A 22,383-nucleotide genomic window follows, 5' to 3' on the forward strand; every position below is an offset into this window, starting at 1 on the left:
CCCTAGGGTGTCGCGCGTGATCAGGGGATGGACGCTGCACGGCGACGGGCGCGCACCCGCACCGGGCGAGGTGGTGCGGCCCGAGGAACGGCTGTCGTGGGGCCGCACGGTGGGCCTGGGGGCCCAGCACGTGCTGGCGATGTTCGGGGCGACGTTCGTCTTCCCCGTGCTCATGGGCCTCGACCCGAACCTCGCGATCCTGCTCTCGGGCCTCGCGACCATGCTGTTCCTGCTGATGACGCGCGGGCGGGTGCCCAGCTACCTCGGCACCAGCGCGTCGTTCGTCGGGGTGGTGGCCGCGGTCCGCGCGGACGGCGGCACCAGCGCCGAGGTGACGGGCGCGATCGCGGTGTGCGGGGTGGTCGTCGCGCTGGTCGGGCTGGCGGTGCACCTCGGCGGCGGCCGCATCGTGTCCGCGGTGCTGCCGCCGGCCGTGACGGGCGCGGTCGTGCTGCTCATCGGCTTCAACCTCGCCCCGGTCGTCGCCGGCACGTACTGGCCGCAGGACGAGGTCGTCGCGGTGATCACGATGCTCGTCGTCATGCTCACCGCGGTGGCCGGGCGCGGGATGCTGGGCCGGCTCGGGGTGCTCGTCGGGCTCGTCGTCGGGTACGGCCTGTCGCTGCTGCTCGACACGGTGCTCGGCCCGATCACGGGTCCCGACGCGTCGGGCGTCGTGTCCACCCACCCGCGCGTGGACCTCTCGGGGGTGGCCGACGCGCCGTGGATCGGCCTGCCGCTGGGGACGCCGGCGGCCCCCGGCCTGCACCTGCCCGCCTTCAGCGCGTCGGCGATCCTCCTGGTCGTGCCCGTGGCGGTGGCGCTCATCGCCGAGAACACCGGGCACGTCAAGGCCGTCGCGAACATGACCCGCGAGGACCTCGACCCCTACCTCGGGCGCGCGCTGGCCGCCGACGGCATCGCGACGGCGGTGGCCGGCGGCGTCGGCGGCTCGCCCACCACCACGTACGCCGAGAACATCGGCGTCATGGCCGCGACCCGCGTGTACTCCACCGCGGCCTACTGGGTCGCCGCGGTGGTGGCCGTCGCGATCGGGTTCTGCCCCAAGTTCGGCGCGGTCGTCGCGGCCACCCCGGGCGGGGTGCTGGGCGGCATCACCGTGGTGCTCTACGGGATGATCGGCCTGCTCGGCGCCCGGATCTGGGTGGAGAACCGCGTCGACTTCTCCCGCCCCGAGGTCCTCGTGCCGCTCGCCGCCGGCATCGTCATCGGCATCGGCGACGTCGCGCTGACGATCGGGGGCGGGTCGCTGTCGGGGATCGCGCTGGGCACGATCGTCGTCATCGTCGGCTACCACGTCCTGCGGCGACTGGCCCCGACGCCGGTGGACCGCCGCGACGGGACCCCGGTCGACGGGACCCCGGCCGACGGGACCCCGGCCGACGAGGAGCGCGACCGCTCGTAGGGGGTGCCGCCGCGCCCCGTGCTGCGCCACCATCGTCGGTGACCGCGGGGAGGCTCCGATGACCGTCCAGCTGCCGCCCGTCGCCGTCCGGACCGGTGAGGGTCGAGCCCTCGCGTCGCCGACCGGGGACCGGATCACGATCAAGCTCGGCACAGGGGACACGGCCGGGGTACTGAGCGCGGTCGAGATCGTGAACTCGCCGAGCAGCGGGCCGCCGCGGCACATCCATCGCCGCGAGGACGAGCTGTGGTGGGTCCTCGAGGGCCACTACCGGTTCGAGGTCGGCGAGACCCTCGTCGAGCTGGAGCCGGGCGGGATGGCGTTCGGCCCCCGCGACGTCGCCCACGCCTTCGTCAACGTCGGCGACGCGCCGGGACGCCTGTTGGTGATCACCACGCCGGGCGGGCTCGAGCAGTTCTTCGAGCGGTCCGCGGAGCTGCGGGCGACCACCGCGGACCCGCAGCAGCTGGCCGACCTCGGGCTCGCGCACGGGATCGACTTCATCGGGCCGCCGCTCTAGTCCCGGGTGGCCAGCCCGTCGAGCAGCGCGAGCAGCGCCCGCCCGTAGAGGTCGGCGGGCACGCTGTCGCGCGCGAGGCGCCGGTGCTGGACGAGGCCGGAGAACAGGCCCAGCGCCACGGTCGCGACCTCCTCGTCGGTCAGAGACCAGGCGGCGCCGCGGCGCGCGCGCTCCGCGCGGATGAGCGGGAGGAGGTCGGCGCGCAGGCGGTCCTGGTGGGCGGCGAGGTCGGCACCGAAGTCGGGGTCGCGCATCGCGTAGAGCCAGGCCTCGGCCGCGAGGAGGGCCGCGCGCCCGTCGTCGGCGGTGGCCGTGACCCGGTGGTCGAGGTCGTGCAGCGCGGACGGGAGGCCGTCGGCGAGGTGCCGCCGGGCGTCGTCCATCTCGGCCACGCGGCGGCGGTCCATGAGGGCGAGGAAGAGGTCCTGCTTGCCGGCGAAGTGCGCGTAGATCGAGCCGACGGACACGCCGGCGGTGCGGGCGATCTCGCCGACCGACGCGGCGCCGTAGCCCTTCTCGGCGAACACGGCCGCGGCGGCGTCGAGCAGCCCGGCGTGCGTGCGCTCCCGGGCCGCGGCCCGCGAGCCCGCCCGGGGGGTCCCGCCGGGCGGGGTGGGCTCGTCGGGGACCGGCACCGCCACACCCTCCCCGCGGTCCCGGGGTGGTGCAACATGCGACGGGTGCGGGGCCCGGTGGCGATTCCGGCGCCACCGGGACCCGCACCCGTCACCTCACACCGGTGCCCCGGCACCCCCGATGGGTCGGGGCACGGGTGCTCAGATCAGGCCGTCGACCACGTCGGCGACAGCGTCGCTCCCCAGCACGCTGTCGGCCGCCCCGGTGACGCCGCCCAGCAGCCCGCCGACGCCGCCGACGAGCTCGCCGCCCGCGCCGACGAGACCGCCGACCAGGCCCTGGCGGTCGCTGCTCCCGTGGGACGACTCGCTGTCGGACGCGTGGGACTCGGACGCGCTCGCCACGCCGGCGAGGGCGAGGCTTCCGGCACCGGCGAGGGCGGTGGCGGCGGCGAGGCGCTGCAGTCGGGTCATGGGGGACTCCCTTCGGGTCATGGACACCGCGCTGACCGCGGCGTGGGGGAGTCTCCCGAGTCGCTGAGCAGACGTTCATCGAGGGTGCGTTCGCTGAACGATCGCTCAGTCAAACGGTTGGTCCTGGTGGTAGCTCCGATCGGCGCAGGGCGGCGCGGCAGACGGCCTCTTCGGCCGCTCGACGGAGTGACGAGTACGCCGTTGGGGTGAAATGCCATCGGTGGTGGTCGCGCACGTGACACGCCCTGCTCCGGGCGGGATCAGGCGCCCAGATCGAGCACGACCTTGCCCAGCACGTGCCCGTCCTCCACGGCCGCGAGCGCGTCGGCCGCCTGCGCGAAGGGGACGACGGTGCGCACCCAGGGGTCGAGGTCGCCCGCCGCGACGCGCGCCGCGAGCGCGCCGAGCACCGCGGTGCTGCGGTCGCGGGGCACGTCGCGCCCGCCGAGCTCGGCCACGAGGGGCTTGTCGGCGACCGAGAACAGGTGCGCGGGGTCGACGAGCCGGGCGACCGCGCGCAGGGCGTCCCCGCCGACGAGGTCGAACACCCCGTCGACGCCGTCGGGGGCCGCGGCACGGACGTGGTGCGCGACCGCGGGGCCGGCGACGACCGCGGCCGCCCCCAGCTCGCACAGCAGGTCCTGCTTGCCCTCGCTCGCGACGCCGACCACGTGCAGGCCCCGCGCCCGCGCCAGCTGCACGGTCGGGATGCCCACCCCGCCGCCCGCGCCGTTGACCACCAGCGTCGCCCCGGCCGGCAGTGCCAGCACCTCGAGCGCGTCGTACGCCGTGCCCGCCGCGACGGGCAGCGCGGCGGCGTCGCGGGGCGCGACCCCGGACGGGCGGTGCGCCGCGAACGACGCCGTCACCAGCGCCTGCTCGGCCCACCCGCCGACCATGCCCGGGCAGCCGCCGAACACCTCGTCGCCCGGCGCGAAGCCCGTGACGTCCGGCCCGGTCGCGACGACCGTGCCCGCCACCTCGCGGCCCAGCACCGCCGACCCGGTGTGCCCGTACTCGCCGTTGCGCAGCCGCCAGTCGCCCGGGTTGACGCCCGCCGTGCGCACCCGCACGAGCAGCTCGCCGGGCCCGGGCTCGGGCACCGGGACGTCGAGGAAGGCCTGCTGGTCGGGGCCGCCGGGGCGGAGGAAGCCGTACGCGCGCACGGCTCCTTCCTACTCCCGCCGGCCCTGCTCCCGGTGGCGCACCAGCCCCAGCAGCGCCGTCACCGCCGCGCCCACCAGCGCGAGCCCCGACACCGCGAGCAGGTACGCCGCGAGCCACACGTGCTTGAAGACCTCGAAGTAGCCGTCGCCGGCCACCGCCACGACGACGAGCGCGAGCGCGGTGCCCGCCGCGAGCCCGGCGGCGAGCGACCACCGCCCGGCGCGGCCCTGCCACCGCGCGGTGGCCGCGACGGCGAGGGCGACGACCACCAGCACGGCCGGCAGCCAGGGTGGGCGGCGGGTGTCCTGCAGGACCTGAGCGAGGTCGGGCTGGCGCGCGCCCGACCAGCCGGGGTGCCCGTCCGGCGAGGAGAGGGCCGTGGCGGGCGCGGGGAACGCGTCGAGGTAGGGCAGGTCGGCGAGGGTCGTGGCCTGCAGGCCGACGCCCACCGCGCGCGCCGCCGCCGACGGGTGCTCGGCGAGCACGACGAGGGCGGACGCGCGGGTCTCGCCGGGCCGGCCGAGGATCGCCCCCTCCCACCACGGGACGCCGTCGGGGCGCGGCGGGCCGTTGAAGTACCCGTTGCCGGTGAGCTCGACGGCCTCGGGCGGCAGGCCCAGCGGGGACGTCGCCGACGGCCCGACCTCGAGCAGGACCGTCGTGAACACCAGGTTGTGCGCGTTGACCGGCGCGTAGAACTGCTGTTGCCGGGCGAGCGCCGCGGTCACCGGGACGACGGCGAGCAGCACGGTGACCAGCGCGATGACCGGCCCGTCGCGGCGTGGGCGCGCGGTGCCGATCGCCGTCACCGCGCAGACGATCACCGCCGCGACGAGCAGCGGGACGTAGGCCACCTTCGCCGTGGTCGCGACCAGGCCCCCGACCGCGGTGAGGGCGAGGGCGACGATCCGCGCGGCCCGGTGCTCACGGCGGGTGGCGAGCACGGCCGCGACCCCGACGCCGACGGTCACGGCGCCCAGCAACCCGGCCGGCTCGCTGTAGGTGGAGACGAAGAAGCGCGGGAACGTCGCCGCGGCCAGCGGGAGCACCGGGATCGCGACGACGAGGGCCCGGCGGCGCCCCGCGGCCGCGGCCGCCCAGGCGCCGAGCCCGACGACCACCCCGATCAGCACCGCGTACGTCCACCCCAGCACGACCGGCGACCAGGTGCCCTCGGCCAGGGCCGTCGTCGCCCGCGCGATGAGCAGGGCGGACGAGGGGACCGGGTCCTCGCAGGTCGGCGGGCCGACGGCGTACTCGGCGGTCCAGCCGCCGCGCCAGCTCGCGTAGCCGTCCGCGGTCAGCGGCGTGAGCCCGGCGCCGCAGAAGAGCCGGTAGCCGTCGCCGTTGTCCTCGACGCCGAGCGGGGTCGCCCCGACCAGGCGCGTCGCGAGGACGACCAGCAGTGACGCCGCGAGCCCGGCGAGGACGCCGACCAGCCAGCGCGGCGGGCCGGTCCGGCGCCGGGGCAGCGGATCCGTCGTCGCGGTCGCGTCCGCGGTGCCCGTGGCCATCGACGCCCATGATGCCCGAGCGCGTCCGGCCCGCCGCGGCGGCTCAGTCGCTGGTGTCGACGTTCTGGTCCACGATCGTCTGCCGCTCCGGGGTGACCCAGAGGATCACCCGCTCCGACTTGATGGCGTCCTCCGGGTAGTCGTTGCCGGTGTAGCGCTGCGCGAGCTCGTCGAGGTGCTGACGGGCCTCGGGACCGGTCGTGGTGCGCTCCACCCGGCCGCGGACCTCCGCGTAGCGGTACGGGTCCTGCTCGTCGCGGATCAGCACCGTGATGCGGGGGTCCGCCTCGACGTTCGCGAAGCGCCGGCGGTGGGTCTCGGTGTTGACCACCACCGAGCCGTCCTTCACCCCCACCCACAGGATCTGGGTCTGGATGCGGCCGCTGGGCAGCATCGTCGACACCGAGGCGAAGTTGCGGCCGGTGGCCAGCTCCTCGGTCATCGGGTGCAGTCCGGGTCCGTTGCGGGTGTCGGCCATCGTCTCGACCTTCCTGGTCGTGTGCGGGACCCGCGCGGCTACCCGATCGGCGCCGACCGTGCCCGGTGCAGATCGAGCAGCAGGTCGATCTCCGCGCCGTGGTGGAGCAGCTCGCTCGTCGGTCAGTCCCTCGAGGCGTGCCCGAGAGCCCCGCACAGGAAGTCGACCTGCTCGACCAGCATCGGGTTCCACTCCAGGGCCATGGCTCTGCTCCCACCCCTCCGTTCGACGGGTCCCGAAGAGTGTGGTGGCCAGCACACTGGGTGGCGACGCTCACTTCAGGAGGTCCACACCATGAGCAGGACGATCGACGGCTCCGGCATCGACAAGGTGCTGGCCGGCGCGGTCGAGGCCGGCGACGTGCCTCACGTCGCGGCCATCGCCGCCGACGCCGACGGCGTGTTCTACGAGGGCGCCGTGGGACCGCGCGCGGTGGGTGAGTCCGACCAGGTCTCGACGAGCACGCACTTCCGGATCATGTCGATGACCAAGATGGTGGCCACGACCACCGCGCTGCAGCAGGTGGAGCGCGGCGAGCTGGACCTCGACGCGCCCGTCGAGGAGTACGTGCCGGAGTTCGGGCAGATCCAGGTGCTCGAGGGCTTCGACGGCGACACGCCGCGGCTGCGCGCGCCCGCCACCAAGGCCACCGTGAAGCACCTCGTCACCCACACCTCGGGCCTGAGCTACTGGTTCTGGAACGAGGACATCCACCGCTACGAGCAGCTCACGGGCCACCCGAACGTCGTCCCCGGGCTGCGGCGTGCCCTCCTCGCGCCGATGGTCGCCGACCCCGGCACGCGCTTCGAGTACGGCATCAACACCGACTGGCTCGGGCTCGTCGTCGAGGCCGTCGCCGGCACCACGCTCGACGTCGTCATCAAGGACAACGTCACCGGTCCGCTCGGCATGGACGACACGGTGTTCGCCCTCGACGACACGCAGCAGGGCAACAAGACCCCGGTGCACGTGCGGGGTGAGGACGGCGCGTGGACCAACGCCGGCAACCTCCTGCCCGACGACCCCGAGTGGTGGGCCGGCGGCCACGGCCTGCACTCGACGCCCCGCGACTACATCCGCTTCGAGCGCGCGCTGCTGCGCGGCGGCGAGCTCGACGGCGCGCGCATCCTGCGCCAGGAGACCGTCGACGCGGCGTTCTCCGACCAGCTCGGCGGCCTGCCCTTCCCCGAGGAGATCGCGACGGCCGACCCGGCCACCACCGACGTGCTGCACCTCGGCCCGGGCTGGACCTGGGGCTACGGCCTGCTGCTCAACACCGACGACGTCCCCGGGCGCCGCCGGGCGTGGAGCGGCGCGTGGGCGGGCCTTCTCAACACCCACTTCTGGATCGACCGCAGCACCGGCATCTGCGCCTCGATCTACACGAACTCGCTGCCGTTCATCAGCGAGCACGAGGCGTGGAAGCTCTACGGCGACTTCGAGTCGGCGCTCTACGCGGCCCTGTGACGACGACGGTGACGACCCCGCTGTGACAGGAGACCGTTTGCGTTGTCGTTAGCGGTGCTATGGACTGGGGGCCATGCTCCGTGACAGGCGCGCCGGTCCCGTGGTGCCGCCCGCCGGCGTCGCCGCGGGGCCGGCGTCCACGCAGGTCTCACGGGCGTGGCTCGTCCCGGTGCTCAGCACCCTGTTCGTGCCCGTCTACGCGTCCGGGTTCGTCGTCGGCAAGATCGCCACCGCACACATGGCGGTGCCGACCGTGCTGCTGTGGCGGTTCCTCGTCGCGTTCGTGGTGGTGCTGGTCGCCGTCGTCGCCACCCGCCCGGCCCTGCCGCGGGGGCGGGCCTGGGGTCACCTCGTGGTGACGGCCCTGCTGCTGCAGGTCGGGCAGTTCGCCTTCTGCTACACGGGGCTCGCGGCGGGCGTCCCCGCAGGCGTCACCAGCCTCGTGCTCGGCATGGCGCCCCTGCTCGTCGGCCTGCTGACGCCGCTGGTGCTCTCCACCCGGATCGGCGCCGCGCCGGTGATCGGCCTGATCGTCGGCGCGTGCGGGGTCTACATCGTCCTGTCCGACCGCCTCGGCGGGGACCTCGGCACGACGATCGTGCTGCCGGTGCTGGGCGCGCTGTCGATGGCCGCCGGCACGCTGTACCAGAAGCGCTTCAACGACGGCACGCCTGTGGCGACGAGCGTCGCGGTGCAGATGGGGACCTCGCTCGTCGTCACGGCCGCGGTGATGCCGTTCCTCGGCGCGGCCTGGCTGCCCGCCGACGGCGCCGCATGGTGGACCGCGCTCTGGCTCGGCGTCGTCAACTCGGCGGGCGCGTTCGTGCTGATGTTCGTCCTGCTGCGGTGGCGCTCCACGGTGCACGTGAGCTCGCTGCTCAACCTCGTCCCGGCCGTCACCGCGCTCGCCGCGGTCCCGATCCTCGGCGAGCCGCTCACGCTCCACGCCGTCGCCGGGCTCGCCGTCGCCCTGCTCGGCATGTACATCGGTCTCGGGCTGGTCGGTCGACGACGGCGCGCCGCTGTCCCGACCCGGGCACCCTGAGCTCAGGCGCCGGGCACGAACAGGCAGAACAGGTGCCCGTGCGGGTCCCGCATCACCACGACGCCCGCGGCGGGCTGGTGGTCCTCCCGGGTCGCGCCGAGCGCCTCGGCCCGGGCGGCCTCCGCGTCGAGCGCGCCGGGGGCGACGAGCAGGTCGAGGTGGGCGTGCATCCGCTGCTCGCCCTCGCGCGGCGGCCAGGCGGGCGCGACGTGGCCGTGATCGAGCTGGAAGCTGAGCCCGGGCCGCTCGGAGCCCGGACCGCGCAGGCGCAGGAAGGTGGGGTCGCCGCCCTCGACCGTCGCCCAGCCCAGCAGCTCGCGGTAGAACGCGGCGAGGCCGGCGGGGTCCGGCGTGGAGAGGACGACGGACCCGAAGGTGGGCGCCATCTATTTCCCCGCCATGTCCAACGTATAGCGGACCGGGGGACTTGCGGCAAGGCCCGGTGCATTCCGCAGAATGCGCGCCCGCGCAATTCGCGCGGAATCGTCGTCGCTTTCTCGGGAGACCTGTTGTCAGACGTGATCGTCGTGGGTGCCGGCCCGACCGGGCTGATGGTGGCGAGCGAGCTGCGCCTGCACGGCGTGGACGTGCTCGTGCTCGACCGCGACGCGGAGCCCACCCCGGTCGTGCGCTCCCTGGGGCTGCACGCCCGCAGCATCGAGATCCTCGACCAGCGGGGCGTGCTCGACCGCTTCCTCGCCGTCGGGACGCGGTACCCGGTCGGGGGCTTCTTCGCGGCCATCCCCTCGACCCCTCCCGAGCGGCTGGACTCCGCGCACGCCTACGTCCTCGCCATCCCGCAGCCCACCACCGACCGGCTGCTCGCCGAGCGCGCGGTCGAGCTCGGCGCCGAGGTGCGCCGCGGCGTCGCGGTGGTCGGTCTGGACCAGGACGCCGACGGGGTCACCGTCGCCCTCGACGACGGGACGCACCGGCGCGCGCGGTACGTCGTCGGCTGCGACGGCGGGCGCAGCACCGTGCGCCGGCTGCTCGGCGTCGCCTTCCCCGGGGAGCCGACGCGGGTGGAGACGCTGATCGGCGAGATGGAGGCGGGGGAGTCGCCGGAGACGGTGGCCGCGGTCGTCGCCGACGTCCGTCGCACCCAGCAGCGCTTCGGGCTCGGGCCACTCGGCCACGACGGCCTGTACCGGGTGGTCGTGCCCGCCGACGGCGTCGCCACGGACCGCGGGACGCCGCCCACCCTCGACGACGTGCGCCGGCAGCTGCGGGCGGTCGCGGGCACCGACTTCGGCGTCCACTCCCCGCGCTGGCTCTCCCGCTTCGGCGACGCCATCCGCCAGGCCGAGCGCTACCGCGTCGACCGCGTGTTCCTCGCCGGCGACGCGGCGCACGTCCACCCGCCCGTCGGCGGGCAGGGCCTCAACCTCGGCATCCAGGACGCGGTCAACCTCGGGTGGAAGCTCGCCGCCGCCGTCGCCGGGTGGGCGCCGGAGGGGCTGCTCGACAGCTACGAGGCCGAGCGGCACCCGGTGGGCGCGGACGTGCTGTGGAGCTCGCGGGCGCAGATGGAGCTGATGTCCACCGAGCCCGGCGCCCGCGCGGTCCGGCGGCTGGTCACGGAGCTCCTGGCGTACGAGGACGTCCGGCGCCACCTCACCGAGAAGATCACCCGCACCGCGACCCGCTACGACCTCGGCGGCGAGCACGAGCTCGTCGGGCGCCGGCTGCGGGACATCGCGCTGGGGCGGGGGCGGCTCTACCCGCTGCTGCACGAGGGCCGCGGCCTGCTGCTCGACCAGACCGGACGGCTCGCGGTGACGGGATGGGCGGACCGCGTCGACCACGTCGTCGACGTCAGCGAGGAGCTCGACGTCCCGGCGGCGCTGCTGCGGCCCGACGGGCACCTGGCGTGGGTGGGGGAGGACCAGGAGGGGCTGACGGCGGCGCTGCCCCGCTGGTTCGGGAGTCCGGCCTGATCCCGGCACGACGAAACGCCCGTGGACGGCCGACCGGCCGTCCACGGGCGCTCCCGTCCCCCGACGTCAGGCCCGGGGGGCGGCCTGCGGGGTCGTCGCGGGGAACGACACCCCGGCCATCTCCTGCGAGACCCGCCAGACGCGCTCGGCCTCCTCGACGCTGCGCAGCGTCGGGAAGGGCTTCTGCTCACCGGGCGGCCCGCCGAGGTTGCCGAGCCCCTGCGGGCCGTAGAAGTGGCCGCTGCGGGCCTGCGGGGACGTCGCGGCGTACAGGGCGGGGAGCGCGGCGCTCTCCGGCGTGCCGGCGAGGATCCCGCGCGAGGACAGGAAGCCGATGACCTTGCGTCCGCGCACCGGCTCGTCGCGACCGAGCTCGGGGCGCGCCGTGAGCAGGCTCGTCGGCGCGATGCCCGGGTGCGACGCGTTGCTCGTGATGCCCCATCCGCCGGCGCGGCTGCGGCGGTCGAGCTCGAGCGCGAAGAGCCCGAACGCGATCTTGGACCGGCGGTAGGCGCGCATCCCGTCGTAGGAGCGCTCCGCGTTCAGGTCGTCCCAGTCGATCGACCCGGCGCGGGCGGCGATGCTCAGCTGCGAGGTCACCCGGCCGCGGCCGGCGCGCAGCAGCGGCAGCAGCTCGGCCACGAGGGCGACGTGGCCCAGGTGGTTCGTGCCCCACTGCAGCTCGAAGCCGTCGGTGGTGGTCTGCCGGTCGGGTGGCGTCATGACGCCGGCGTTGTTGATGAGGAGGTGGACCGGTCGATCCTCCTCGCGCATCGTCGCGCCGAGCGCGGCGACCGAGGCGAGCGAGGACAGGTCGAGCTCGCGCAGGGACACCGTGGCGCCGGGGACCTGCTCGCGGATGGCGCTGATCGCCGCCGCGCCCTTGCGCGGGTTGCGGACCGGCAGCACCACCTCGGCCCCGGCGGCGGCGAGTCTCCGGGCGATCCGGAGGCCGATGCCGTCGCTGGCGCCGGTGACGACGGCGCGGTGGCCGGTGAGGTCGGGGACGGTGAAGTCGCGGGTGCGGGACATGGTTCCTCCTGGGATGGGGTCGGAGCTGGTCAGGGGGCGGCCGTGATCGCCCGGCGGGCGGCGACGAGGGTGACGGCGGCGAGCAGGGCGAAGACGGGGGCGGCGGCGACACCGAGGGCGGCGAGGACGGCCGGCTGGTTCGCGAGGTAGGCCACGCCGCGGGCGACGAGGTTCAGGGCGTGGAGCGCGACACCGGCGAGCGTGCTGAGGGTGTAGACGCGCAGCAGGCGGGGGTGGTCACGCCAGTCCGCGGGGCCGCCGACGAGGCGGTTGAAGATCATGCCGGTCACCGGCCGGCGCACGAGGACCGAGCCGAGGAAGACCACCCCGAGCACGGCGGGGATCAGCGTCGGGAGCAGGAAGAAGGCGCGCGCCTCCCCGGAGAACGCGGCGACGCCCGCGCAGACGCCGGCGACGGCGAGGCCGATCAGCGCGCCGCGCAGGGACTCGCGGCGGGCCAGCCGCGCCCCGAACGCCACCGGGGCGGCGACGGCGAGGGCGATGAACGCCCAGGTGAGCCCGCCGACGGCATCCGCGGCGACGAAGGCGATGGCGGGCAGGGCGGCGACGAGGATGCCCGTCATGCCCCCGGACCGCGCGAGGCTCCGGCGCAGCGCCGCGGACAGCGTCGTCGGCTGCTCGTCGGGCTGATCGTCGGGCTGCTCGCCAGGGTGGTGGTCGCCGTGACGAGCGGCGGTGAACCGCTCGGTCGGGGCGGCCGCGAGGTCGTTCGTCATGGGAGCGCTCCTGGGGGTGTCGGGGGCGGACGCCGTCGACACTCACCCGTCGCCGCAGCGACAACCACGGCCTGCCGATCCGTGGTCGACGGGACCTCCCCACCGCGCCGCAGAGGGGGATCCACGATCCGTGGCTGCCGAGGGCTCCGCGCCGGTAGGAACGGGGGAGCACCGAGGAGAGGGCGGTACCCCATGATCGACCGGGCCGGGCTGGCGGAGTTCCTCCGGCGCCGTCGCGAGTCGCTGCAGCCCGAGGACGTCGGCCTGCCGCGCGGGCAGCGTCGCCGCACCAGCGGCCTGCGGCGCGAGGAGGTGGCCGCCCTCTGCCACATGTCGACCGACTACTACGCGCGCCTCGAGCGCGAGCGCGGCCCGCAACCGTCCGAGCAGATGATCGCGTCGATCGCGCAGGGCCTGCACCTCTCGCTCGACGAGCGCGACCACCTCTTCCGGCTCGCCGGGCACCAGCCCCCGGCCCGCGGCGCGGCCAGCGAGCACATCAGCCCGGGCCTGCTGCGCATCCTCGACCGGCTCGCGGATACGCCCGCGGAAATCGTCACCGAGCTCGGCGAGACGCTGCGCCAGACCCCGATGGGCGTCGCGCTCACCGGCGACACGACCCACTACACGGGCCCGGCGCGCAGCCGCGGCTACCGCTGGTTCACCGACCCGGCCTCCCGCGCCCTCTACGCGCCCGAGGACCACGCGTTCCTGTCACGGATGTACGCCGCAGGGCTGCGCCAGATCGCGACGATGCGCGGGCCCGGGTCGCGCGCGGCCGCGTTCGTGGACCTCCTGCTCGCGCAGAGCGAGGAGTTCCGGCGGCTGTGGGACGAGCACGAGGTCGGCCTGCACCCGGCCGACACCAAGCGCCTCGTCCACCCCGAGCTGGGGACGCTCACGGTGAACTGCCAGACGCTGCTCGACCCGGACCAGTCGCACCGGCTGTTCGTCTACACCGCCGTCCCGGGCACTGAGAGCCACGAGAAGCTCCAGCTGCTGTCGGTCATCGGGAACCAACGCGTCGGCGCCGACCTGCCGGCCATCGAGACCGACCGGGCCTGAGCCGGCGTCCCGTCAGTACGGGGAATCGGCGACCTCGCCCGTCGGCACGTACCGCATCGCCACCGCCCCCGACCGGAACTCCTGCCGGCCCACCAGCTCCAGGTCGACGTACTGCGACAGCCCCGCGAACAGCGTCGGCCCGTGGCCCGCGACCCGGGGGTGCACGACGACCTCGTACTCGTCGATCAGCCCCAGCTCCGCCAGCGCCAGCGGGAGCTGCACGCCGCCCGTGAACAGCCCGTCACCCGGCTCCTGCTTGAGCTCCCGGACGACCCGCTCCAGGTCGTCGCCCGACACCAGCTCGGCGTTCCAGTCGACCTGCTCGAGGGTGCTCGACACGACGTACTTCTTCGCCGCACCGATCGTCGCGGCGAAGGGCTCCGTCCACGCCGGGCGCGCGCCCGGCGGCGCCGGCCACCGCCAGCCCGCCTCCATCAGCTCGTACGTCGTGCGACCGAAGAGCAGGGCGTCGGCCCGGGCGAGGTTCTCCGCCGCGTTCCGGTGCAGGTCCTCGTCGGGGACCATCGCGTGGTGGTCGCAGCACCCGTCGAGGGTGACGTTCACGGAGTACCGCAGCGGCCGCGTCACGCGAGCAGCCGAGCCCAGGAGGGGGTCGGCACCGCCAGCATCTCGGCGGCGCCGGGGGCCATGGTGAGCGCGACGATCGCCGCCGGGATGCGCTCGAGGGGGACGGCGAAGTCGACGCACCCGGTGGCGAGGGCGGCGGTGGGCATGGAGGCCGCCTTCGCGGTGGACGGGTTCTGGACGATGACCCGACCGCCGTGGCGCTTGACGACGCGGGCCCCGACGGACCCGTCCTCCCCGTGCCCGGTCAGGACCACGGCGATCATGGCCCGGCCGACGGCGGGTCCGAGGGAGCGCAGCAGCGCGTCGGCCGGTCGCCGGTCCTCGTCGTCGACCAGGTGCAGGCGCCCCTGGTCGGCCCGCCCGGTCATCCCGGTCGGGACCACGGTCACGCCGGGACGGGTCACGGACTGCCCGTCGTCGGCGTACCGGACGTGCAGCCCACTGCGGTACGCGAGCACGGACGCGAGGACCTGCTGCCCGACGGGTCGGCGCAGCCCGTGCTGCACCACCAGCACCGGGGTCGGGAACGCGGGCGGGAGCCCCGTCAGCACCGACCCGAGCGCCTCGACCCCACCGGCCGACGCCACGAGCACGACGAGCTCGAACCGCCCCGTCGCGGGACGTCCGGTGGCTGACACACCGTCACTCTAGGGCGACGGGTGTCAGCCGGCCGACATACCGCCGGCGGGATCGCGGGTAGCCGCGACGCCGTGTCCGCCACCGAGCCCACTGACCCCGGCACGCACGGCGGTGATCCGCGCGCCAACGCGATCCTGGCCGCGCTGCCCCCGGCGGAGCTCGCCCGGCTCCGTGCCCTCGGGGAGGTGCAGGAGCTCGACGTGCGCGCCTCGGTGTACGAGCCCGGAGGCGCGATCACCGACGTCTACTTCCCGCTCGACGCGGTGTTCTCGATGGTCGCCGTCCTGCAGGACGAGTCCTCGGTGGAGGTCGGCACGATCGGGTTCGAGGGCATGGTCGGCCTGCCCGCCTTCCTGGGCAGCACGTCGAGTCCGCACGCGGCCTACTGCCAGGTCCCTGGGCGAGCGCTGCGCGTCGGCCTCCCCGAGCTGCGGGACGTCCTCACCGACGACGGCGCGCTGCACGACCAGCTCCACCAGTACGTCTCGGCGACGATGGTCCAGCTCGCGCAGAACGTGGCCTGCAACACCGGCCACCAGGTCGAGCAACGCATCTGCCGCTGGCTGCTCACCACGCACGACCGGGTGCGGCGGCCCGATTTCCCCCTCACCCAGGAGTTCCTGGCCCAGATGCTCGGCGCGCGCCGCCCGACGGTCTCGGAGCTGGCCGGGCGGCTGCAGCAGCGCGGCCTGATCAGCTACTCGCGCGGCCAGATGACCATCCTCGACCGCGCCGGGCTCGAGGCCTGCACCTGCGAGTGCTACTGGACCATCCGGCGCACGTTCCCGGGCATCGCCGACGCCGCGACGGATCCGCACGACGCGTCGTCGCCGGCGTGACCGTGCTGTCCCGAAGCGTGCGCGAGCACCGCCGTGGCGATGTCGTCGTGGAGCGGGCGACGGGAATCGAACCCGCGTAGCCAGTTTGGAAGACTGGGGCTCTACCATTGAGCTACGCCCGCGGCGGGCCGATCAGGCCCGCGACCACCGTAGCGGATGCGTCCTCCCCGCTCGGCTGCCCGGGGCTCGGCTGCCCGGGGCATCGTCGTGCGGACGACGAGGTGACGGCCCGGCGTCCGGCTCCTGGACGATCCCGATCGGGTCTTGACCGATCGACTGGAACGATCAGCCGAGCGTGACGTCCTCCGAGTACGCCCCGGTAGGTATGTACTTCTCGCCACCCTGGGTACGTCGGACGCCTACGAGGAAGGGAGTCGGGGATGAACACCGCACGCGAGGTCATCGACGGGGTCGAGGGCATCGAGGACGACCACATCGTCCGCGGGCTGGACTGATCGCCCTCACCACCGGGCCGGGAGGCAGCGGCGCCTCCGCGGTCGGCGGCCCCCGCCCCTAGACTCGCCGCCACGGGGTGTGGCGCAGCTTGGTAGCGCACTCGCTTTGGGAGCGAGGGGCCGTGGGTTCGAATCCCGCCACCCCGACCGTCGTGATCGCTCCCGCTGCTCCGTCGACCCGCTGTCAGGAGGTGCGCGGAGCACCCGCAGCGATCACGGCCGCGGCACGCCCAGGATGAGCACCTCCGCCCGTACCGTCCCCACCGTGGACGAGGACGTCGAGGTCGACCTCCCCCGCAGCATCGGCCGGCCGGCGACGGGCGCGCTGCGCCACGCCGGCTACACGCGCCTCGAGCATCTCGACGGCGTGCCGGCGAGGGACCTGCTCGCCCTGCACGGTGTGGGGCCGAAGGCGGTCCGGCTGCTGGGCGAGGCGCTGGCCGAGCGGGGGATGGGCCTGGGCTGAGGGGCTTGTGGCGCCGTCGCCGGAGGACGAGCGTGAGCCCTCCCCGCTCCACCCCCGGAGGCGCCCCGTGACCACCCCGAGCAAGCCCGTCGAGCTGACCGTCGTCGACACCACCACCGCCGAGTGGCAGGGCTTCCCCGTCGCCTACATCGGCGCGAACCTCGAGCACGTCCCGCTCGTCGAGGACCCCGAGACCGGCATGACGGTCCTCAAGATGGTCTACCGCGCGGGGTTCACCAACCCCTGGCACAGCCACCCCTGCGCGCACGGGGTGTACGTGCTCGAGGGCGTGCTCAACACGCACCAGGGCGACTACCCCGCGGGCAGCTTCGTCTGGTTCCCCGAGGGCGGCGTCATGCAGCACGGCGCGACGCAGGACCAGGACGTCACGTTCCTCTTCATGACGAACAAGCCGTTCGACATCCACTTCGTCGGCGACGAGGACGACCCCCAGGCACCCACGATGTGATGCCGCGCGAGGATGGGGGCCAGCGGTTCACGATCGCAGCCGCCCGCGGCGGCCCTGCCGTGACAGGTGGCTCTTCACCGGCAGGGCCGCCACTCCATCCCGGCAAATCGCCTGGGCCGCCACGCGATGATGAGGGTCATGGGACAGACGACCCGCGAGGTCCACGGCGTCGGTGTGCTGGTCCTCGACCGCGAGGGCCCGACGATCCGCGACGAGGCGGGCGCGCTCGACGTCATCGGGCAGACGTACGGGACGGGTGTCGACGTCGTCGCGATCCCGGTCGATCGTCTCGACCCGGCCTTCGCGCAGCTCTCCAGCGGCGTCGCCGGCGCGATCGTGCAGAAGTTCGTGAACTACCGGCTGCGCCTGGTCGTGGTCGGCGAGCTCGGCGCGACGTCCGGGCCGGTCGCCGACTGGGTGCGCGAGGCGAACCGCGGCCGCGAGCTGTGGTTCGTCCGCGACCTCGACGAGCTCGAGGAGCGGCTCAGCGCGGCGCGTACATGATGACGCCGACCCCGACGAGGCAGATCAGCGCGCCGGCGACGTCGAAGCGGTCGGGCCGGTAGCCGTCGAGGACCACGCCCCACGCCAGCGAGCCCGCGACGAACACCCCGCCGTACGCGGCGAGCACGCGGCCGAAGGTGGCGTCGGGCTGGAACGCGGCCACGAAGCCGTACAGCCCGAGGGCGAGCACCCCGAGCGCCGCGAACCACCACGCCCGTCCCTCCCGCAGCGCCTGCCACACGAGCCACGCGCCGCCGATCTCCAGCACGGCGGCGAGGACGAAGAGCGCGACGGAGCGGACGGTCACCGGGCGGACGGTAGAGCAGTCCAGTGCTCGGGACGGGCGAGGTGATCGGGGACGGTCGTGGCCGCGTCCCCGCGGGCGGCGGCGAGCTGCGGAGCCGTGAGCAGCAGCGCGCCGTCGAGGCGGGCGCCGCGGACGTCGGCGCCGCGGAGGTCGGCGCCGAGCAGCTCGGCGCGGTCGAGGTCGACGCCGCGCAGGTCGGCCCCGACGAGCAGCGCGCCGCGCAGCCGGGCGGCGCGCAGGTCGCGGCGGCGCAGGTCGGCGCCCAGGAGGTCGGCGCCGCGCAGGTCGGGGCCCGGGCGTCCGGCGTGGACCGTCGCGACGTACTCGTCGAACAGCGCGCCCGCCTCGCGGCGCACCGCGGCGACGTCGACGACGGCGAGGGCGTCGGCGTCGCCGCGCACCGTCTCCTCGACGCGCGCGACGAGCGCGACCGCGTCGTCACCCACCGCGCCGGCACCCGCCCCACCCGAGCGGGCGGCCTCGTCGAGCAGCGCCAGGACCTCGTGCAGCGGACGCAGCACCTCGAGGGCGTCGAACATCGCCGGGACCCGCCGGTCCGAGCCCCCGAAGGTGACCTGCACGACCTGCTGCCCGGCGCCGAAGCAGTCGAACACCACGCAGCCCGGGAAGCCGCGGGGGCGCAGGCGGTCGTGGATGCCGCAGGCGTGGTCGGCCCGCAGGTGCCGGCACGGGGTGTGCGCCGGCTTGTCGACGGCGAAGTCGGCCGAGGCCGCGAACGACGGCCCGACGCAGCACAGCGCCAGGCACGCCGCACAGTCCGCGGACCTCGCGGGGGACCCCGCCGCCGACCCGGCCACGTCAGCGCCGGGCGCGCTTGCGGCGCTTGGTGCCGTACCCGGCGAGCACCTCGAAGGTCTCGAGGGCACGCTCGATGTTGAGGCGGATCTTCTTCATGGGGCTCCTGTCCCTCCTCGTGGCGGGCCTCACCGAACGGGGAGCGGTGGCGAGGCGATCCCCACGGTGCCAGCCACGCGCGAGCGCCTCCACCGCCGCGACGAGAGGGCGTCCTGTCCTCCGAACGGACGCAGCCCCCGGCGTGTCGCCGCCCCGACGAGCGACGCGCCGTCCGGTGGGAGAGGCGGGCGGCACGGCGGGCTCGCCGGAGGCGGCCACGGTGATGCCCGGGCATGAGGTCGGCGGTCGGCACGGAGAGGTCGGCGGTGGCCCGTCCCGACCCGCCCGACGGGCGCCACGGCGAGCAGACGGGGGTCACGTCTAGACTCGCCGCCACGCCCGGGCGGGCGCGTCAGCAGGTGCAGGCACCGGTCCTCCGGTGCTCCTCGACCGTGAGCGGTGAGGACGGCCTCCCGCGTCACGCCACGGACCGACCCGCCCGTACGCCCACGGGGTGGCGGCCGGGTCACAGCACGAGCGCACGATGGCCTGCCCCGAGGAGAGACGACCAGTGAAGTCCACCGTCGAGCACCTGTCGCCGACGCGCGTCAAACTCGCCGTCGAGGTGCCCTTCGACGAGCTCAAGCCCAACTTCGACCGCGCCTACAAGAAGATCGCGCAGCAGGTGCGCATCCCGGGCTTCCGCCCCGGGAAGGCGCCCGCGCGCATCCTCGACCAGCGCCTGGGCCGCGGTGTCGTGCTCGAGGAGGTCGTCAACGAGGCCGTCCCCGCCAAGTACGGCGAGGCCGTCTCGGAGGCCGAGGTCCAGCCGCTGGGCCAGCCCGAGATCGAGGTCACCGAGATCGAGGACGGCGACAAGCTCGCCTTCACGGCCGAGGTCGACATCCGCCCCGAGATCACGGTGCCGGACTACACCTCGATCGCCGTCGAGGTCGACGACGCCGAGGTCACCGACGCCGATGTCGACGAGCAGCTCAAGGGCCTGCAGGCGCGCTTCGGCACGCTCACCGGCGTCGACCGCCCGGTCCAGAACGGCGACTTCGTCGTCATCGACCTCTCCGCGACCGTCGACGGCGAGCCCGTCGAGGAGGCCCAGACCTCGGGCATGTCGCACGAGGTCGGGTCGGGCCAGCTCATCGAGGGCCTCGACGAGGCGCTCGAGGGCATGACCGCGGGCGAGACCAAGCAGTTCACGACGAAGCTCGTCGCGGGCGAGCACGCCGGCAAGGACAGCGAGGTCTCGGTCACCGTCCAGTCGGTGAAGGAGCGCCAGCTCCCCGAGGCCGATGACGAGTTCGCCCAGCTCGCGAGCGAGTTCGACACCCTCGACGAGCTCAAGGACGACCTGCGCACGCGCTACTCGCGCGTGAAGAAGATGGAGCAGGGCAGCCAGGCGCGCGACCGCGTGCTCGAGGCCCTGCTCGAGGCGGCGGACGTGCCGCTGCCCGAGTCGGTCGTGCAGTCCGAGGTCGAGGTGCGCGCCCACGAGGCGGTCCACGAGTTCGACCACGACGAGGCGCGGCTGACCCAGTACGTCGAGTCCCAGGGCCAGACCCGCGAGGAGTTCGACACCGAGCTGCGCACCAGCGCCGAGCAGGCCGTGAAGACCCAGCTGCTCCTGGACAAGATCGCCGACGAGAGCGGCGTCCAGGTCGAGCAGCAGGAGCTCATGGAACGCATCATGATGCAGGCCCAGCGCTTCGGGGTGAGCCCCGAGGAGTACATCCAGCAGGCGCAGCAGGCCAACCAGCTCGGTGCGATCTTCGCCGACGTCCGGCGCGGCAAGGCGCTGGCCACGGTCGTCCAGGCGGCCACGATCACCGGCCCCGGCGGCGCCGAGGTCGACCTCTCGGAGCTCTTCGGCACCGCCGGCGAGGTCGAGGGCGAGACGATCGACGAGGCCACCGAGGAGACGCCGAGCCCCGACGAGGACGCGCCCTCGGCCGAGGGCGCGGACGTCGCCGCCGGTCCGACCGACGGCAGCCAGGTCGCCGACGCGGACACCGACGCCAGCGACCCGGCGTCGCCGAGCTCGCAGGTGGAGGTCGGCGCCGGCTCCGGTCACGAGGCCGACACCGAGGTCGTCGGCGCGCCCGACTCGACCTCCCGCACCTGAGCCCGACCCGCCCCGGGCCCGTCGGGCACCCCGCCCGACGGGCCCTCCGGCGTCGTCGCGACCCGTCCGCCGGCCCGATCTCCGGCCCGTTCATCGGCCAGGAGCGAACACGGCCCGTCGACGGACTGCCGAGGGGAACCCGGTGGTTAGTGTCGACGGTGTTCGACGCGGAGGACCCGACCGACGCCAGACCGATCACCTCAGCAGAGAAAGCGGGGACACAGGTGAGCCAGCACCTCTCCATCCCGGCCGGGGCGGTCATGCGCTCCGCCGGGGGATCGATGACGCTCAACGACTCGGTCTACGAGCGCCTCCTGCGGGAGCGCATCGTGGTCCTGGGTCAGGAGGTCAACGACACCATCGCCAACCAGATCTCGGCGCAGCTCCTGCTGCTCTCGGCCGAGGACCCCAAGTCCGACATCACGCTGTACATCAACTCGCCGGGCGGCTCGGTGTCGGCGGGCATGGCCATCTTCGACACCATGCAGTGGATCGAGCCCGACGTGTCGACGGTCGCGATGGGCCTCGCCGCCTCGATGGGGCAGTTCCTGCTCTCCGCCGGCGCCCGCGGCAAGCGCCTCGCGCTGCCGCACGCGCAGATCATGATGCACCAGCCCTCCGGTGGGCTCGGCGGCACGGAATCGGACATCACGATCCGCGCCGAGTCCATGCGCAAGCTCAAGCGCGAGATGGCCGAGCTCATCGCCGAGCACACCGGCCAGACGTTCGAGCGGATCACCGAGGACTCCGACCGGGACCGCTGGTTCTCGGCGCAGGAGGCCCTCGAGTACGGCTTCATCGACCACGTGGTGACGCGCTCGTCGGACCAGCCGAGCACCAACGGCCACGGCCAGAGTTCCTGAGACGGAGACGCAGATGAGTGAGCTCCACGTGCCCGGTGGCACGGCTCCGGCCTCGCCGCAGTCGCGCTACATCCTCCCCTCCTTCGTCGAGCGCACCAGCTACGGCGTCAAGGAGTCGAACCCCTACAACAAGCTCTTCGAGGAGAGGATCATCTTCCTCGGGGTGCAGATCGACGACGCGTCGGCGAACGACGTGATGGCGCAGCTGCTGTTCCTGGAGTCGAACGACCCGGACCGCGACATCACGATGTACATCAACTCGCCCGGTGGCTCGTTCACCGCGCTCATGGCGATCTACGACACCATGCAGTACGTGCGTCCCGACATCGCGACGGTCTGCCTCGGGCAGGCCGCGTCGGCCGCCGCGGTGATCCTCGGCGCGGGTGCGCCGGGCAAGCGCCTCGCCGTGCCGAACGCGCGGGTCATGATCCACCAGCCGGCCACCGAGGGCTTCTACGGCCAGGTGTCCGACCTGGAGATCCAGGCCGCGGAGATCTCGCGCATGCGCCGCCTCATGGAGGAGACGCTCGCGCGGCACACCAACCGCAGCGCCGAGCAGATCCGCCAGGACGTCGAGCGCGACAAGATCCTGACGGCCGCCGAGGCCAAGGACTACGGGCTCATCGACGACGTGGTGGCGAGCCGCAAGCTCTCCGCCACCCGCTGACGCCGCTCCCGGGGCCCGCCCGCGCGGTGAGGCCCCGGGGAGGCGTCCGGCGCACCCGGCGCAGCGGGCCGACCGCTGGTCGAGGGAGCGCCGTGGGGCCGGTGGTGACGAGCGGCGTCGCGGGCCCGCGACCTGCACGATCCACCGGTCTCGAACC

25 protein-coding genes and 2 tRNA genes are annotated in these 22,383 nt (G+C 74.4%); 14 read left to right on the forward strand and 13 right to left on the reverse strand.

What is annotated here, in order from left to right; genetic code table 11:
• Positions 1–7: 7 nt before the first annotated feature.
• Complete coding sequence (locus PGB27_RS16760) at positions 8–1,426, forward strand: uracil-xanthine permease family protein (protein WP_274201527.1); 1,419 nt, start codon at positions 8–10, stop codon at positions 1,424–1,426.
• 58 nt (positions 1,427–1,484) lie between these two features.
• The gene (locus PGB27_RS16765) at positions 1,485–1,946 is read left to right on the forward strand and encodes a cupin domain-containing protein (RefSeq protein WP_274201528.1); all 462 of its coding nucleotides are present in this window, start codon (positions 1,485–1,487) and stop codon (positions 1,944–1,946) included.
• Here PGB27_RS16765 and PGB27_RS16770 read toward each other — a convergent pair.
• From PGB27_RS16770 to PGB27_RS16790, 5 genes are all read right to left on the reverse strand, one after another.
• The gene (locus PGB27_RS16770; protein ID WP_274201529.1) at positions 1,943–2,581 is read right to left on the reverse strand and encodes a TetR/AcrR family transcriptional regulator; all 639 of its coding nucleotides are present in this window, start codon (positions 2,579–2,581) and stop codon (positions 1,943–1,945) included. The genes PGB27_RS16765 and PGB27_RS16770 overlap by 4 nt on opposite strands.
• A 141-nt stretch (positions 2,582–2,722) precedes the next feature.
• Positions 2,723–2,995: a hypothetical protein gene (locus PGB27_RS16775; protein WP_274201530.1), complete on the reverse strand. Its 273-nt coding sequence runs from the start codon at positions 2,993–2,995 to the stop codon at positions 2,723–2,725.
• A 260-nt stretch (positions 2,996–3,255) separates the two neighbouring features.
• On the reverse strand, positions 3,256–4,161 hold the full coding sequence (locus PGB27_RS16780; protein ID WP_274201531.1) for an NADP-dependent oxidoreductase: 906 nt from the start codon (positions 4,159–4,161) through the stop codon (positions 3,256–3,258).
• A 9-nt stretch (positions 4,162–4,170) separates the two neighbouring features.
• On the reverse strand, positions 4,171–5,676 hold the full coding sequence (gene wsfD, locus PGB27_RS16785; protein WP_274201532.1) for a glycan biosynthesis hexose transferase WsfD: 1,506 nt from the start codon (positions 5,674–5,676) through the stop codon (positions 4,171–4,173).
• Positions 5,677–5,719: 43 nt separating this feature from the next.
• Positions 5,720–6,154, reverse strand: a complete 435-nt coding sequence (locus tag PGB27_RS16790; RefSeq protein WP_274201533.1) for a TIGR03618 family F420-dependent PPOX class oxidoreductase — start codon at positions 6,152–6,154, stop codon at positions 5,720–5,722.
• A gap of 294 nt (positions 6,155–6,448) precedes the next feature.
• Between PGB27_RS16790 and PGB27_RS16795 the strand changes: the two genes are divergently transcribed.
• Together PGB27_RS16795 and PGB27_RS16800 are read left to right on the forward strand one after the other, a co-directional pair.
• On the forward strand, positions 6,449–7,621 hold the full coding sequence (locus PGB27_RS16795) for a serine hydrolase domain-containing protein (RefSeq protein WP_274201534.1): 1,173 nt from the start codon (positions 6,449–6,451) through the stop codon (positions 7,619–7,621).
• A 73-nt stretch (positions 7,622–7,694) separates the two neighbouring features.
• The gene (locus PGB27_RS16800; RefSeq protein ID WP_274201535.1) at positions 7,695–8,666 is read left to right on the forward strand and encodes a DMT family transporter; all 972 of its coding nucleotides are present in this window, start codon (positions 7,695–7,697) and stop codon (positions 8,664–8,666) included.
• Between the two features lie 2 nt (positions 8,667–8,668).
• Here the strand turns inward: PGB27_RS16800 and PGB27_RS16805 are convergent, their stop codons facing one another.
• Complete coding sequence (locus PGB27_RS16805; RefSeq protein ID WP_274201536.1) at positions 8,669–9,052, reverse strand: VOC family protein; 384 nt, start codon at positions 9,050–9,052, stop codon at positions 8,669–8,671.
• Positions 9,053–9,175: 123 nt separating this feature from the next.
• Here PGB27_RS16805 and rox point away from each other — a divergent pair, with 123 nt between their 5' ends.
• Positions 9,176–10,603 (forward strand): rifampin monooxygenase, encoded by a 1,428-nt coding sequence (rox, locus tag PGB27_RS16810; protein ID WP_274201537.1) that lies wholly within the window; start codon positions 9,176–9,178, stop codon positions 10,601–10,603.
• A gap of 66 nt (positions 10,604–10,669) precedes the next feature.
• Here the strand turns inward: rox and PGB27_RS16815 are convergent, their stop codons facing one another.
• On the reverse strand, positions 10,670–11,635 hold the full coding sequence (locus PGB27_RS16815; RefSeq protein ID WP_274201538.1) for an SDR family oxidoreductase: 966 nt from the start codon (positions 11,633–11,635) through the stop codon (positions 10,670–10,672).
• A gap of 29 nt (positions 11,636–11,664) precedes the next feature.
• Complete coding sequence (locus PGB27_RS16820; protein ID WP_274201539.1) at positions 11,665–12,372, reverse strand: DUF3159 domain-containing protein; 708 nt, start codon at positions 12,370–12,372, stop codon at positions 11,665–11,667.
• 192 nt (positions 12,373–12,564) lie between these two features.
• Between PGB27_RS16820 and PGB27_RS16825 the strand changes: the two genes are divergently transcribed.
• The gene (locus tag PGB27_RS16825; protein WP_274201540.1) at positions 12,565–13,437 is read left to right on the forward strand and encodes a helix-turn-helix transcriptional regulator; all 873 of its coding nucleotides are present in this window, start codon (positions 12,565–12,567) and stop codon (positions 13,435–13,437) included.
• Positions 13,438–13,449: 12 nt separating this feature from the next.
• On the opposite strand, the gene PGB27_RS16830 is transcribed toward PGB27_RS16825, so the two are convergent.
• Together PGB27_RS16830 and PGB27_RS16835 are read right to left on the reverse strand one after the other, a co-directional pair.
• Positions 13,450–14,025, reverse strand: coding sequence for a dihydrofolate reductase family protein (locus tag PGB27_RS16830; protein WP_274201541.1), 576 nt, complete (start codon positions 14,023–14,025; stop codon positions 13,450–13,452).
• On the reverse strand, positions 14,022–14,663 hold the full coding sequence (locus tag PGB27_RS16835) for a chemotaxis protein CheB (protein ID WP_274201542.1): 642 nt from the start codon (positions 14,661–14,663) through the stop codon (positions 14,022–14,024). Before PGB27_RS16835 ends, PGB27_RS16830 begins: the two co-directional genes overlap by 4 nt.
• Positions 14,664–14,735: 72 nt before the next feature.
• Here PGB27_RS16835 and PGB27_RS16840 point away from each other — a divergent pair, with 72 nt between their 5' ends.
• Positions 14,736–15,503, forward strand: coding sequence for a Crp/Fnr family transcriptional regulator (locus PGB27_RS16840; RefSeq protein ID WP_274201543.1), 768 nt, complete (start codon positions 14,736–14,738; stop codon positions 15,501–15,503).
• Between the two features lie 48 nt (positions 15,504–15,551).
• On the opposite strand, the gene PGB27_RS16845 is transcribed toward PGB27_RS16840, so the two are convergent.
• Positions 15,552–15,625: transfer RNA gene (locus PGB27_RS16845), tRNA-Gly, on the reverse strand.
• 406 nt (positions 15,626–16,031) lie between these two features.
• Here PGB27_RS16845 and PGB27_RS16850 point away from each other — a divergent pair.
• The 4 genes from PGB27_RS16850 to PGB27_RS16865 all read left to right on the forward strand — a co-directional run bounded on the left by PGB27_RS16850 (position 16,032) and on the right by PGB27_RS16865 (position 17,397).
• Positions 16,032–16,105, forward strand: a tRNA-Pro gene (locus tag PGB27_RS16850).
• 118 nt (positions 16,106–16,223) lie between these two features.
• Positions 16,224–16,424, forward strand: a complete 201-nt coding sequence (locus tag PGB27_RS16855; RefSeq protein WP_274201544.1) for a helix-hairpin-helix domain-containing protein — start codon at positions 16,224–16,226, stop codon at positions 16,422–16,424.
• Between the two features lie 67 nt (positions 16,425–16,491).
• Complete coding sequence (locus PGB27_RS16860) at positions 16,492–16,893, forward strand: cupin domain-containing protein (RefSeq protein WP_274201545.1); 402 nt, start codon at positions 16,492–16,494, stop codon at positions 16,891–16,893.
• A gap of 138 nt (positions 16,894–17,031) precedes the next feature.
• Positions 17,032–17,397, forward strand: coding sequence for a DUF4180 domain-containing protein (locus tag PGB27_RS16865; protein WP_274201546.1), 366 nt, complete (start codon positions 17,032–17,034; stop codon positions 17,395–17,397).
• On the opposite strand, the gene PGB27_RS16870 is transcribed toward PGB27_RS16865, so the two are convergent.
• Complete coding sequence (locus PGB27_RS16870) at positions 17,378–17,704, reverse strand: YnfA family protein (protein ID WP_274201547.1); 327 nt, start codon at positions 17,702–17,704, stop codon at positions 17,378–17,380. The two genes, PGB27_RS16865 and PGB27_RS16870, sit on opposite strands and share 20 nt — an antisense overlap.
• Entirely contained in the window at positions 17,701–18,522 is an 822-nt protein-coding gene (locus tag PGB27_RS16875) for a pentapeptide repeat-containing protein (protein ID WP_274201548.1), read from the reverse strand. The genes PGB27_RS16870 and PGB27_RS16875 overlap by 4 nt, the downstream gene beginning before the upstream one ends.
• A 608-nt stretch (positions 18,523–19,130) precedes the next feature.
• On the opposite strand from PGB27_RS16875, the gene tig reads away from it, so the two are divergent.
• The 3 genes from tig (at position 19,131) to PGB27_RS16890 (ending at position 22,226) form a co-directional block, all read left to right on the forward strand.
• On the forward strand, positions 19,131–20,696 hold the full coding sequence (tig, locus tag PGB27_RS16880) for a trigger factor (protein WP_274201549.1): 1,566 nt from the start codon (positions 19,131–19,133) through the stop codon (positions 20,694–20,696).
• A 260-nt stretch (positions 20,697–20,956) separates the two neighbouring features.
• A complete protein-coding gene (locus PGB27_RS16885; protein WP_274201824.1) occupies positions 20,957–21,559 on the forward strand; it encodes an ATP-dependent Clp protease proteolytic subunit in 603 nt (200 codons plus the stop codon).
• A gap of 13 nt (positions 21,560–21,572) precedes the next feature.
• A complete protein-coding gene (locus PGB27_RS16890; RefSeq protein WP_274201550.1) occupies positions 21,573–22,226 on the forward strand; it encodes an ATP-dependent Clp protease proteolytic subunit in 654 nt (217 codons plus the stop codon).
• The last annotated feature ends 157 nt before the right edge of the window (positions 22,227–22,383 follow it).

This window comes from Actinomycetospora lemnae (genome assembly GCF_028737315.1).
Classification (GTDB): Bacteria; Actinomycetota; Actinomycetes; order Mycobacteriales; family Pseudonocardiaceae; genus Actinomycetospora; species Actinomycetospora lemnae.